Below are 12,074 nucleotides of genomic sequence, written 5' to 3'. Positions count from 1 at the left end.
ATATTCGCCGTTGTCGTCGCTGGTCTTGGCGGTGAAGGGTGACACCTTGGCCGATGGCGCGGCCTTCAGGGAGGGCCGCCCCAGGGGAGCTCGGCGACGACACCACCGGGAGCGATTACACCCGCGGCGGCTACTTGAAGGAGATCCGCTACGGCCAGAGAGCCGGTTCCCTGTTCTCTGCGAGCCCAGCCGCTTCCGACAAGGTCACTTTCACCTACGACGAACGGTGCGTGGCCACCGGCACGGGATGCGATTCCCTGACCGAGGACACCCGCGACAACTGGCCCGACGTGCCTTACGACGCCGTCTGCAAAGACGGCGACAAGTGCACCGGCAATAGCGGCCCCACTTTCTTCACGCGTAAACGACTGACTGTCATCACCACCTACGCCTGGGACGCGGCCGCAACCACGCCTGCATACGCGCCGGTGGACAGCTGGTCACTCAAGCAGCAGTACCTGGACCCGGGCGACACGGGCGACTCCACCGATCAGTCACTGTGGCTCGACGAGATCAAGCACACCGGCAAGCGGGGCACCGACCTTGCTCTGGACCCGGTCAAGTTCACCCACGTCATGCGCCCCAACCGGGTAGACGGTGCATCTGACAACATCCTTCCGCTGAACAAGCCGCGCCTTTACACCATCACATCCGAAACCGGCGCGGTGACGACAGTCAACTACGCCAACCAGGAATGCGCGGCAGGACAGACCAAGCCGAAACTCGACGAGAACACCAAGCGCTGCTACCCGGTGTACTGGTCACCCAACGGCGAGAAAGACCCGAGCCTGGACTGGTTCCAGAAGTACCCCGTCACCTCCGTGTCCACCGCAGACCAACAAGGCGGCTCGGAAGCTGTCCAGGACACCTACCAGTACTCCGCCAACGGCGGCGCCTGGCACTACGACGAGGACCCGATCACCCCGGCCAAGGAGCGCACCTGGTCCATCTGGCGCGGCTACGACAAGGTCACCCACATCACCGGCGTCGCCGGACACACCCAGTCCAAAACGGCAACCGTCTACCTGCGCGGCATGAACGGCGACCGCGTCCTGGGCGCCGACGGCAAGACACCCGACCCAGACAAACGCAAGTCCGTCGACGTCTCTGGCATCAAGGCCGGCCCAATCACCGACTCCGAACAGTTCGCCGGCTTCACACGCGAGACAGCGACCTACGACGGGGCCACCGAGGTCTCCGGATCGGTCAATGACCTCTGGTCAAAGAAGACGGCCACGCAGCACAAGTCGTACGCCGACACAGAGGCCTACTACACGCGCACCGCCGCAACGCACACCCGCACCAACATCACGAGCAAGATCAGCCCGTACGACCGGGTCCACACCACCAAGACGACCTATGACGACTACGGCCTCGCCGAGACCGTCGAGGACGACGGCGACGACTCGGTGACCGGCGACGAGACCTGCACCCGCACCTGGTACGCGCGCAACGACGCCAAGGGAATCAACTCCCTTGTCTCCCGTAGCCGCTCGGTCGCCCGGCCCTGCAGCACCAATGACACTGACCCGACCTTCACGACGAACAACCAGCCGCACCCGGTCTGATTGGTGGCGGGGCCGTCACTATCGGAGATGGCATCGGCAACATCAACAATGGACTTGGGCAAGCCTTCGCCAAGGCGAAGTCGAATTCCAGTTCCGGTTCGGGGTTCTCCAAGCCAAATCGGTCGGAAGGCCCGATCCTCACCAAGGAACAGTCGAAGCAGATGGCTGAGCGCTTGGGGTACAAAGGTGACGAAGGATGACTCCGCAAGGAAGGGAATCAAGATTTGGGAGAACAGAAAGGCGCCTGCAGCGGAGAGATTCATCACGCAGGACACGACTGGGCATGGTGGTGGACTCTTCAAGGCTGGGCCTACGAAGCAGTCGCTTCAGACGACGAAGAGCAACCTTCGGAGTGGCTCCTATGATGTCGAGTACACCAAGGGCAACGACGTGACGCTGAAGTGGATCCGCAAATGACTCTGTGCCTTCTGATCTCCAAGTATGACAAGGCGAGACGCGAAGGGGAGATCGCTGACTGGACGTCTTTCGACGACATTGGTGAGTCCTTCGACGGTCGCGTCCTCACGGCTGAGGAATACCAACGCACGGAGGACCTTTACGTCTTCGCGGTCGAGCACTTGGCTCATGAAGCCGGCGTGAACCAGTTCGAGATGCGCGACATCATACTGAGCTCTCCTGAACCCTCATGGCTGGGCAATATGTATGACGGGAGAGTTGTCGACCTAGGGACTGCTCTGCGCCTGCTCCGGCGCATGCTTCGCGATGGGGACGTCTCGTGTTCTCTGCGGAGCGCAGACGTCTTGAAGGTTGCGGTCGAGACCGATTTCTACCTGTCGGTGCAGCTTCCAGACAGCGCGGTCGATTCTCTGGCGCAGATCGAACGGATGGGGTTGTACCCCGTGCGCGTACCATGCTGGGAAGAAGACGAGGGAGAGCTCATCTCCCGGCCTGCCGACGCCGAATTCTGGGCCGAGGTCGCATCCGAATCCCACATCAGACGGTCTCCGATGGTCATCCTGGAACGTTGGGCACGGGGAAGCTACGGGGAGCGCTGGCACCTCGCCGAGGAGGGCAATCCAAGACCGGTTGCTGAGTCGGTGCGGCCCCACTCGCTCATCACAGCGATCACGGATCTGGAGATTCAGTGGGCTCGCCGAGACGAACTCGTTCGGACGGTCAGATCCTTGATGGATGGAGACGATCCACGCGTCGTAATCGTCGCACGGGCGGAAGGCGCGGCTCTCCAAACAGTCACCTGTGGCGAGGGTGTCGAGATTCCGAGTGAGACCGAGCTGCCGGCGGGTGATGAACTGGGATATTTCCTGTGGCCAGAAGACGATGCGCCGCTGATCCAGGCTGTCGTGCCAGGTGAAGACGGCCGGATCGTTTCACGGTGGCCGGATGAGGGGATTTAAGGGCTTGCAGGGAATCAAGGTGTTGCTTCCCGCCCTGAATCTCGTTGGCGTGGTATGCGTATCTCGGATGAGACTCGTACCCAACTCGCCGTGAAGTTCGCGGTGTTGCTCCCGCATCTGGACGAGCGGCAGCGACGGCTGTTGCTGGCTGCGGAGGTTCGGGGGCTGGGACACGTCGGCGTCCGAGCTGTCGCCCAGGCGGCAGCGGTCAGCGAGACGACGGTACGCAAGGGCGTGTTCGAACTTGAGGCGGGTGAGGAGCCTTTGGGGCGGGTGCGGCGTCCGGGCGGGGGTCGCAAGCGTGTCGTGGATCTGAATCCGGGGCTGCGGTCGGCGCTGTTGGCGTTGGTTGAGCCGGATGTGCGGGGTGACCCGACGTCGCCGCTGCGGTGGACGGTGAAGTCCACCCGCACGCTTGCGCGGGAGCTGACTCAGGCCGGGCACCGCGTCAGTGCCGATACTGTCGCCGGCCTGCTGCGAGAGGAAGGCTTCAGTCTGCAGGCCAACGCCCAAGATGATCGAGGGCAGCCAGCACCCAGACCGCGATGCCCAGTTCCGTTATCTCAACGAGCAGGCCCGCGAGCACCGGGACAGCGGCCAGCCGGTGATCAGATGCACGTACACCGGCACCGGCTCACCCATCGGCCGCCACTGGCGGCCGTTGTTCTTGAACTCGCTGACGAGTTCCTTCTGCTGGTAATGGGCGACGACGGCAAGTTGAAAGCCACTCTGCACGCGATGCCCTACGACGACGAGACGGTCGGCGCCGGTGAGGTGGCCGGGAGCCCGGCGGTAGGTGACACACGGTGATGGTCAGCCCTGTTTCGGCGGCGAACTGGGCGAGTTCGAGTTTCCAGGCGCGGGTGCGGTCATCGGCTGTTTCAGCCTATGGGGTTGCGGTACATGAAGCCGCGCGTCCCAGAGAGGAATCAACCGAGGGCATCGTCTGGATCGACAGTTATGAAAAAGACCATCGCCGGCACCGGCCGGGACGGCACAATGGCCGGGCGGCCGATGATCGAGCTCAGTCTGACCGGGCAGCTGAAGTACGACTCCTCACCCATCTCGCAGTTCATGGCCGCCCAGCTGCCCTACAGCCAGAACCTGGTCCGCGACTACCAGACGCGTATCGCCGGCCTCCCGCACCCGGTGCAGCCGATCGACGTGCAGTACCCGAACTGGTCGGCGCTCGGGCACGCCATTGACTACCACCTCCGCCTCATCCTGGGCGGGCGGCTCGGACTGGCCGTTGCCGCCGGTGTCATGCTCTGCTGGCCACCGTCGACACCTACCTCACCCACCCCGGCAGCCTGGACGAGAACGCGCTCGTCCGGCTGTGCTTCGTGGCCGGCTTCTTCGAGGACGTCGCCCGCACCGGTGAGATCCGCCGATTCAGCATGCTCAGCTCTGCCACTCCCGCCACGACCCTGGACGATCTCACCGCGGTGGTCCCCGAGTACGTCGTGACCGACATCGACCAGCAGATGCGGCTCGCCGACGGTCCGTTCGCCGCCTTCCGGGCCATGCCGCAAAGGGCCCGCGTGTGCGGTCCGGGCTTTGCTGGCAGCGGCGACATCGCCGACGCCGACTACATCCTCGGCGGCCTGTTGCTGGACTGCAAAGCCACCAAGGACCCCCGCCGCCTAGGCCGCGAGGAGATCTACCAGCTCGCCGGTTACCTCCTGCTGGACTACGACGACCGCGGCGTATCCGAATCCCCAAGCCCGCGGAAGCAACAGAAACCGGCTCGGCTTTGCTGGGCCTGACGAAGGTGTCCCGTTTGTTTTGGTGAGTGTGATCTGGCCGATCATCGCTCCGTCGAGATCGATCACGAAAGAGCCGGGTCGACGCCCTGAGGCAAGGAGTTCGTTGATGAGTCCTGAGTGCAGGTCCTCTTCGCTTCTCGGGCCGCTGGCGCGAGACAGGTTCAAGAAGGCCGCAATGGTGGCCTCGCTGGCACTGGGCCTGGCGGCCGGCGTGGCGGGCCCCACCGCAGCGGCGGCCCAGTCCGTGACCGACCACACAACCGCGAGCGCGAGGAACGTCTCCGGCGGCGGCGACCACTGCAAGGACAAGGAGCTGCACAGGCGTCCCGTAGCCGCATAATTCCCCCGCAGAAAACACGCGAGCCCCCGTCCTCCTGGTCGCGGAGGCGGGGGCGCTGCGGTGTGCGAGGTCTGGCGGCGTCAGGTCTGGCACTGCGAGGTGGCCGCGCTGGACCAGTTCGACCAGGCGCCCCCCGCTGGCCTCACGTGGACGCGGATCGTGGCTTTGACCGTGTCACAGATGCGGGACTTGGAGGCGATGGCGATCGGGCCGACCGTGGAACGCCGCTCCACGATGGTCCGGCCGCTGCCCATTTTCACCCAGTCGCCGCTGCCCGCCTGGAGGTACGCCTCGTACTCGACCCATGAGGCGTGGGAGCGGGAGTTGGTGATGAGAGCGTGGGCGGTGATGTCGCGCCAGAAGACTCCCCCCTCCTTCCAGCGTTCGGCGGAAATACAGCCCCGGGCGCCGATGTTCTGCGTCGAGACCCCGCCGCCGCAGGCGACGGCAGCGGCGTGGGCCTGGGCGGGGAAGGCGAGCGCGGCCACGGCGGCTGTCGCGACGAGGGCTCCCGTACGTTTCATGGTCCGGGCAGTTTTTGTCATGGGGGAACCGTATCCGCTCGTTCAGACGCCCGCCCCGGTATCCGGCACAGGCACGGTCTGGTCCTGGACGGCTTCGACCACGGTGGCACCGACCAGGCCGAGACCGAGCAGGTTAGCGGCGACCAGCAGTAACGCACCGGCCGCTTCTGTGCACCCCGACAAGGTGGAAGTGGAGCCGGACCGGATCGCCCCCGCGCCGCGAGAGATCGAGCCGGAACCTACGCCGCATAGGAAACGGCGCTGGTCATTCCTCGGTCGCTGATCCCGATACCCGCGTATTTCTCGTCTGTTCGTGCTGCACGCCGGGATCGCCTGGGAATACCTGCCGCAGGAACTCGGCTTCGGATCCGACAGCGAGTGACCGCACCACAAGAAGGGGACCAGAGCCCGAGAACGGGCAGCGCTTCGACAGCGTTTCGGGAGGCATTCGGCCGTCTCCGCCTGGTGAGATGTTCACGAGTTCAACAGCGCTGGGCTCCGTCGCAGCGGTGCTGTCGAGTTGCGGATCCGCGTCGTCGAGCACGAGCTCAATCGGACGGCGTGACCGGCCTCCACACGCCGAACCACTGCTCGGCGCCGTAGTCCTCGTACCGCTCCACCTCGGTGAACCCCAGCGTTGCCGCCAGGCGCATCGAGCGCTCGTTGGCGGTCTGGGTGCGCAGCACCACCGCCTCGCCGGGAAGCGCGTCGGCGAACCAGTCGAGTGCCGCTGCGCACGCCTCGGTGGCGTACCCGTGTCCCCACGCTTGCGGCAGGAGCCGGTAGCCGAGTTCGGTCTTCCCGACGTCCGGACGGACGTGCCCCGGACCCTCTGCGTGCGGACCGAGCATGATCGTGCCGATCATCGCCCCGTCAAGATCGATCACGAAAAAGCCGGGGCGCTGCCCGGGTACCTCGGGCACCGTGCGTTCGAGGTCGGCACGCGGTTGGGGGCCACCGAGGTAGGTGCCCACCTCTGGCGAGGCGTTGAGCTCGATGACCGCCGGACGATCCCGGGGTTCGGACTCGCGGAGTACGAGCCGCTCGGTCTTGATCGGGGCAGGTGGCCAAGCGAGGGCTCTGGGGTCAGTCATGCCGGCCAACCTAGCCAGCAGGCTCAGAAGTGATCAAGAGTCGCCGATCGATAATCACCGGCCCAGGGACCCACCCTCACCAACGGGGCTGGGCCCTACAAGCCGGGCCTGCCAGGGACGAGCCCGTTCTCGTGAACATCGACTTCGGCGGCGGCTCCGGCCGCCTCCCGAAATGCCGGAGGCCCCCGGCCGGTCCCTGCCGTCCCCGCCGCAGAACAACGCCTGCGGCGCCATCCACACCGGCAACGGACCACCGCCGCACTCCCGGATCTCACGATCCTCGGCTTCACAGAAGCGCCTGTGCTGCACCCTGCCGTTGTCCGCGGCATGGATCTCCCGCAGCCGTACCTGCTGCTCGTCGGTGGCCGAGAACAGCTTCACGGGCAGCACGATCAGCCCGAACTGGATCACGCCGGACCATAGGGCCCTCATGCATCCAGCGTCCATCGCCACCGCTGCGGATGCATCGCGGCCAAGCCCTGATCTCCCCCGACTGATCCGGCCGCTGATGAGTGATGTCTGATCGTGCAACTCGCAGGCCGGGATGCTGGAGGGCATGGGCTCAGGCGGTGTGGCCCGGTCGTACGGCCTGGAGTGTGTGGTGCCGCTGTCGCCGACCTCGTGGGTGACGGCGGTGTTTCGCCGGGACCAAGGCGTTTCACAGGTGTCTCACAGATATGGCACAGATGATGTGGGCATGAGCCCGAAGGCCCTGGGGGACGCCATCCGTGAGCTTCGCGCGTCTCTTGACGCGATTCACGCATATATCGAGCTGGCGCATCGTGCGGTGAACTCGGAGCAGGTGCAGGCCATTCTGGAACGGATCGAGGCCGAGGCCCAGCGTGGCAGCAGCGCGACGCATGAGGTGTGGCTATACACGCACCAATCTCGCTGAAAGTAGGTCAATAGATCTCAAGCACTTACTTAGTGAGTCATGGGCCTGATGAGGCGGTGATGGCGGAGAAGGCCCAGTGGTAGTCAGCGTGGTTGAGGCGGTCAACTCCTTCAGCACATTCTCATCTTCGCCGCCGATACTCCGTCCATGCGCGCTTGGGGGGCGACGCCTACGTCACCAGTGACCGCGTCGATCGGCGGGGCCTGGCGGCAGGAAGCACCGTCCCGCGAGGAGAGCCGACAGAAGGCGACGCGCCGCCGCACCCTGGGGCGGTCCGCTGTCGTCAATCAGATTGACGACCATCGCCGCCCTCGCGTCTCCCAGGAACTCTGCACCATGTCCAGCCTGCCGAAAGGCGATCGCCGTTGAACACCTACATGAGGCAGCTGACGCTGCGCGCCCGGCTCGGGCTGCTTGCCGCTCTCGCTGTGGCGATCGCAGTGAGTGCCGTGGCCACTGCGGCGTGGATTGTCACCCGTGAGCAGCTGACTGGCCAGCTTGACTCAAATCTGCGCAGCGTCGAAGCTCCACCAGGTTTTGTCCAGGACCTGCTCAGCACCTGTGGGATCAAGCAGCCCGCCTCCGACCAGCGAGATCGAACGCCGACGCCCTATACGGTGCAGGTCATCACTTCTGACGGGGCGGTGTGCTCGGCACCGGGTAGCACGGCTATCAAAGTGGTCGACACAGACATCTCCGTGGCTCGCGGTGTCTTGGCCTCGTCACTCCATGATGCCCAGTCCGAGGACGGGCAGGAAATGCGTGTTGCCACCTCGCGTCCGAACCTCCCGCGGGGGCTTGGCGGAACCTACGCCGTATCCATCGCACAGCCGCTGAGTTCCGTCACCCAACCGCTGAACAGCCTCGCGCTGCTCCTTCTGGGCGTGGCCGGAATCGGCGTCATAGCGTCGGCCACCGCGGGCATCGGCATCGCTCGGGCGGGGCTGCGCCCAGTCGAACGGCTCACCGCGACCGTTGAACACATCGCTCGCACCGAAGACTTGACCGTGCGCATTCCGGCCGCCGGCGACGATGAGATCGCGCGATTGGCGAAATCATTCAACGCGATGACCGAGGCCCTGGCCACTTCCCGGGATCGCCAACAGCAACTGATCGCTGATGCCGGCCACGAGCTACGCACACCACTCACCTCGCTGCGCACCAACATTGAACTCCTCATTCGTAGCGAGAAGTCGGGACGACAACTACCCGAGGGAGCGCGGGCTGATCTGCTTGCATCCGTCGCTGCGCAGATCGGCGAACTCGCCGGCCTGATCGGCGATCTCCAGGAGCTGTCCCGCCCGGACAGCGCACCGGGAGGGGGGACTTCCCTTCAAGTGGTACCCATGCACGAGGTCGCGAGGCGGGCTCTGGAACGGGCCAAATTGCGCGGCAAGAACCTCGCGTTCACGAGCGCCATGGAGGACTGGTTCGTTCTCGCAGACCCGGCCACCTTGGAACGCGCAGTAGTGAACCTCCTGGACAATGCTGTCAAGTTCTCTCCTGAAAAGGGGACCGTGAAAATAGCGCTCACCGGCGGACAGCTCACGGTGCGCGACGAGGGACCCGGGGTGATGCCGGACGATCTGCCCTATGTATTCGACCGGTTCTGGCGTTCGCCCACAGCCCGGAGTCTGCCCGGTAGTGGGTTGGGATTGTCGATCGTCGCGCGAGTGGTGCAGAGATCCGGGGGGACTGTCTCACTGCGACCTGCCGAAGGAGGCGGAACCGAGGCAATTGTCCTCATGCCGGGATCTCCGACGCCTCCCTCCCCGCCGGGTCCGACCCCTGACCCGGCAAGATCAGAGCAGAGGGAGTGACTCGGCGGGGGCGGGATGCCCGTTCCGGGCTCGGTGAGCTGCCCGCGCAGTCGTCCTTGATCGGCGTCGACTGCGCTGTCGGTGAGCCAGTCCGCGGCCAGGAGCAGTTCGGCGTGCTCGCCGACCTGTTGGGGTGCAGAACGCGGCGACCTGGTCCAGGTCGAGGCCGCCGTCCCTTAGGCGCCCAAGGCGTCCGTGGCGGCGGGTGTGGGCGCGAGAAGAAGATGGGCAGCGCCACCCGCTCAGCCCTGTAGGCGGGCAGGCGCAGCCAGTCGGATTCGCCCAGCTGGGCGAGGAGTTCCCGCGCGATGAGCACTCGGAGGAACAATGAGCGATGTCAGTGAACCTCTTTCATCCTGTGCTGGAGGGTGAAATGGGCTGGTCAGCAGGTGTGGTGACGAGGCACGGCCCCTCGTCGTTGGCGTGGTGATTCCACTCATCACACCGGCGACCGAAGGGGCCCTGTTGGTTCCGTATCCTGCCACGCTCGACGTCCCGTATGAGCTCGTCGAGCATGTCGCCTGGCTGCTGTACGAGCACCGCCGCGCCCGCAACACACGTTGGCGCAAGCTCGGCTGCTTCCAGCAGGCGCTCCTCGCTCTCGTGCACCTACGCAAGAACGAGACGTTCTCCCAGCTCGGAGCAGGTTTCGGGATATCCCAAGCCACCGCCTGGCGGTACGTCGACGAGGCCCTGGACGTCCTGGTCGGCTGGGCGCCCGGCCTCCACGAAGTCCTCACAGGCCTCGGTGAAGGTGACCACGTCATCGTCGACGGCACCTTGATCCCTACCGACCGGATCCGCGCGGACGAGCCGTACTACTCGATGAAACACCGCAAGCACGGCATGAACGTGCAGGTCATCGCCCGCCCCGACGGCACCCCGCTGTGGTTCTCCCGCGCGACGCCAGGCCGCACTCACGACCTGACCGCGGCCCGTGCCCACGGCATCGTCCTGGCCTGTCTCACCCGGCAGATCCTGGTCCTGGCCGACCGCGCCTACCAGGGCACCGGCGCCACCTTCCGCACCCCCTACTACCACCACCGCGAACAGCCGGAGCACTACCAGCAGTTCAACCGCGACCACGCCAGCTGAGGGCCCCCGGAGAGCGCGCCTTCGCCCAGCTGAAGTCCTGGCGACTGCTCCGACGAGCAAGATGTTCCACCCGCCGCATTGGCACCATCGTCCAAGCCGTCCACACGCTACTGACCTGCGACTATCCAGGATGAAAGAGGTTCAGTGACAGCTACATATCTCCCGCCACGCTGGATCAGATCCGTAGTGTGGTGGTCGAGTGGAGTCGCACGTGGGGAGAGGTATCTCCGTCGAATATCCGGGTCGTTTCAACGAATCGAGATGATGAGGAGGAAGGGTCTGCTGCAGCGTTGGGTGACAACCTGTCACCCAACGCTGCAGCAGACCCTTCCGCTGACGTTCCAGGGTTGTGAGGTCATCTCCGCATGCGTGCCAGCGAATGGAGCCTGTACGCACCAATACGGACGACCTGTCTGGCTGCCCTGGCGGACCCTCCTGGACTGGCCAGCAGCCGTCGGTGGCGGCCACCGCCACGGCTGCCCCGGGGGAGCGGTGAGTCGCCGATTATCTCTGTGACGCGGAGCGTCTCTCTGAGCCCTCAGGAGTAGCTCGCAGAAGTTGAGCCAAAGCCGGTTCCGTGCTCGAAACCGGGCTGACCTACCAGCCTCCGCCTGCATCACCATCGACTGCCAGCCATGCGTCGGCTGGCTCGTCGTCCGGCTCGTCATCGGACGTTTCAATGTCATCGGCAGGTATGCCGGTCATCGTCTCGTCATCGTCGTTGCGGCGCTTTTCATCCATGTCGCTACCTTATGCCGCGCTCATGAACCGAGATCAGCGTGCCGTCCCAAGCCGCCGCTTCGCGACGCACGCGAGACCCGTATCCCTGTGCTTTCCGCACTCGACGATCAGCGCGGATCTGCCTCATGGAGTACTGCTGTCCGGCGCTTCGACAACGTAACGTCAGGTGCCGTCCTCCGGCCCGGAAACTCCGGCTGCCCGGCTTGCGAGCGGTGTGGGGGCTCCAGCGTCGGCTGGATGTACTTCCAGGCCGCCGTCGGAGTTCAGCACGGGACGACGGCCTGGATAGGTGCGCCGCGCGGTCTCCAGGTCACGCTCATCGAAGTCACCAGCGAACACCAGCACGCCGTGGAAGAGCTCTGCCTTCTGCGCGGCGGTGGCAGCGGGCGAGCAGGGCTTCCGCCGTCATAGGGGCTGTTGGTGGTGGCAGGTCCGGTCCGGGCATGCGCGGCATCCTCTCATTCGGTGACAGACGTGCTGCTACCGCAGCCGCTCCGCCTGACGGTGCCGGTCGTGGTGCTGGACTGCTTGCTCGGGAAAGGCACGGGCCATCCAGCCCGCTGGTGCGCCGACCTGGCGCAGTGTTTCGATCTGTCGGTCGTAGTCGTGCCCTTCGGGGCTGGCGTGGACGCGCAGGTAGATCGTCGTTGCCGGTGGTGTGGCCGTCGAAGTAGAAGGCGCAGGTGTGGTCCCACTGGTATGGGGCGTCCTGCTCGGCGCAGCGGCAGAACCGGTGGGCTACGCGAACCGGCAGGCCCCATCGTGGGTGGCACAGTCGCTGGAGGAGCTGGTCGTGCCAGCGTGCTCGGGGGTGGGCGGTGCGGGCGTCGATCTTCCAGCTGTCGCCGTCGTCCC

General features: G+C 65.4%; 10 protein-coding genes and 4 pseudogenes. 10 read left to right on the top strand and 4 right to left on the bottom strand.

The window, feature by feature from the left end; all coding sequences use genetic code 11:
* Window positions 1–86: 86 nt before the first annotated feature.
* From LGI35_RS45110 to LGI35_RS45095, 4 genes and pseudogenes are all read left to right on the top strand, one after another.
* Window positions 87–1,526, top strand: a pseudogene (locus tag LGI35_RS45110) (RHS repeat-associated core domain-containing protein); the annotation flags it as partial.
* 228 nt (window positions 1,527–1,754) lie between these two features.
* Window positions 1,755–1,985: a toxin C-terminal domain-containing protein gene (locus LGI35_RS46275; RefSeq protein ID WP_264484738.1), complete on the top strand. Its 231-nt coding sequence runs from the start codon at window positions 1,755–1,757 to the stop codon at window positions 1,983–1,985.
* Window positions 1,982–2,944 (top strand): hypothetical protein, encoded by a 963-nt coding sequence (locus tag LGI35_RS45100; protein ID WP_227300827.1) that lies wholly within the window; start codon window positions 1,982–1,984, stop codon window positions 2,942–2,944. Before LGI35_RS46275 ends, LGI35_RS45100 begins: the two co-directional genes overlap by 4 nt.
* A gap of 54 nt (window positions 2,945–2,998) precedes the next feature.
* Window positions 2,999–3,605 (top strand): annotated as a pseudogene (locus LGI35_RS45095) (ISAzo13-like element transposase-related protein); the annotation flags it as partial.
* Between the two features lie 120 nt (window positions 3,606–3,725).
* Here the strand turns inward: LGI35_RS45095 and LGI35_RS45090 are convergent.
* Window positions 3,726–3,812: pseudogene (locus LGI35_RS45090) on the bottom strand (ISAzo13-like element transposase-related protein); the annotation flags it as partial.
* 475 nt (window positions 3,813–4,287) lie between these two features.
* On the opposite strand from LGI35_RS45090, the gene LGI35_RS45085 reads away from it, so the two are divergent.
* Window positions 4,288–4,710 (top strand): hypothetical protein, encoded by a 423-nt coding sequence (locus tag LGI35_RS45085; RefSeq protein ID WP_227300826.1) that lies wholly within the window; start codon window positions 4,288–4,290, stop codon window positions 4,708–4,710.
* A 175-nt stretch (window positions 4,711–4,885) separates the two neighbouring features.
* On the top strand, window positions 4,886–5,050 hold the full coding sequence (locus LGI35_RS45080) for a hypothetical protein (RefSeq protein WP_227300825.1): 165 nt from the start codon (window positions 4,886–4,888) through the stop codon (window positions 5,048–5,050).
* An 80-nt stretch (window positions 5,051–5,130) separates the two neighbouring features.
* Here LGI35_RS45080 and LGI35_RS45075 read toward each other — a convergent pair whose 3' ends face one another.
* Window positions 5,131–5,595 carry a hypothetical protein gene (locus LGI35_RS45075; protein WP_227300824.1) on the bottom strand — a complete coding sequence of 155 codons (465 nt, stop codon included), beginning with the start codon at window positions 5,593–5,595 and terminating at the stop codon, window positions 5,131–5,133.
* Window positions 5,596–6,122: 527 nt separating this feature from the next.
* On the bottom strand, window positions 6,123–6,668 hold the full coding sequence (locus tag LGI35_RS45070; protein ID WP_227300823.1) for a GNAT family N-acetyltransferase: 546 nt from the start codon (window positions 6,666–6,668) through the stop codon (window positions 6,123–6,125).
* A gap of 697 nt (window positions 6,669–7,365) precedes the next feature.
* Between LGI35_RS45070 and LGI35_RS45065 the strand changes: the two genes are divergently transcribed.
* From LGI35_RS45065 to LGI35_RS45055, 3 genes and pseudogenes are all read left to right on the top strand, one after another.
* A complete protein-coding gene (locus LGI35_RS45065) occupies window positions 7,366–7,563 on the top strand; it encodes a hypothetical protein (protein ID WP_227300822.1) in 198 nt (65 codons plus the stop codon).
* Between the two features lie 365 nt (window positions 7,564–7,928).
* On the top strand, window positions 7,929–9,383 hold the full coding sequence (locus tag LGI35_RS45060) for a sensor histidine kinase (RefSeq protein ID WP_341483516.1): 1,455 nt from the start codon (window positions 7,929–7,931) through the stop codon (window positions 9,381–9,383).
* Window positions 9,384–9,806: 423 nt separating this feature from the next.
* Window positions 9,807–10,612 (top strand): annotated as a pseudogene (locus tag LGI35_RS45055) (IS5 family transposase).
* Between the two features lie 463 nt (window positions 10,613–11,075).
* Here the strand turns inward: LGI35_RS45055 and LGI35_RS45050 are convergent.
* Window positions 11,076–11,219 carry a hypothetical protein gene (locus LGI35_RS45050; protein ID WP_227300821.1) on the bottom strand — a complete coding sequence of 48 codons (144 nt, stop codon included), beginning with the start codon at window positions 11,217–11,219 and terminating at the stop codon, window positions 11,076–11,078.
* A gap of 237 nt (window positions 11,220–11,456) precedes the next feature.
* On the opposite strand from LGI35_RS45050, the gene LGI35_RS45045 reads away from it, so the two are divergent.
* The gene (locus LGI35_RS45045; RefSeq protein ID WP_227300820.1) at window positions 11,457–11,630 is read left to right on the top strand and encodes a hypothetical protein; all 174 of its coding nucleotides are present in this window, start codon (window positions 11,457–11,459) and stop codon (window positions 11,628–11,630) included.
* Window positions 11,631–12,074 lie beyond the last annotated feature (444 nt).

This window comes from Streptomyces longhuiensis, from assembly GCF_020616555.1.
In the GTDB taxonomy this organism is placed as follows: domain Bacteria; phylum Actinomycetota; class Actinomycetes; order Streptomycetales; family Streptomycetaceae; genus Streptomyces; species Streptomyces longhuiensis.
Note: the sequence above shows the minus strand (reverse complement) of the source record. Positions and strands in the feature narration are given on the sequence as shown.

Coding starts and splice junctions, on each gene's coding strand:
- LGI35_RS45100 (WP_227300827.1), top strand. CDS start 1,982: ATGACTCTGTGCCTTCTGATCTCCAAGTATGACAAGGCGAGACGCGAA.
- LGI35_RS45080 (WP_227300825.1), top strand. CDS start 4,886: ATGGTGGCCTCGCTGGCACTGGGCCTGGCGGCCGGCGTGGCGGGCCCC.
- LGI35_RS45075 (WP_227300824.1), bottom strand. CDS start 5,595: ATGACAAAAACTGCCCGGACCATGAAACGTACGGGAGCCCTCGTCGCG.
- LGI35_RS45070 (WP_227300823.1), bottom strand. CDS start 6,668: ATGACTGACCCCAGAGCCCTCGCTTGGCCACCTGCCCCGATCAAGACC.
- LGI35_RS45065 (WP_227300822.1), top strand. CDS start 7,366: ATGAGCCCGAAGGCCCTGGGGGACGCCATCCGTGAGCTTCGCGCGTCT.
- LGI35_RS45050 (WP_227300821.1), bottom strand. CDS start 11,219: ATGGATGAAAAGCGCCGCAACGACGATGACGAGACGATGACCGGCATA.
- LGI35_RS45045 (WP_227300820.1), top strand. CDS start 11,457: ATGTACTTCCAGGCCGCCGTCGGAGTTCAGCACGGGACGACGGCCTGG.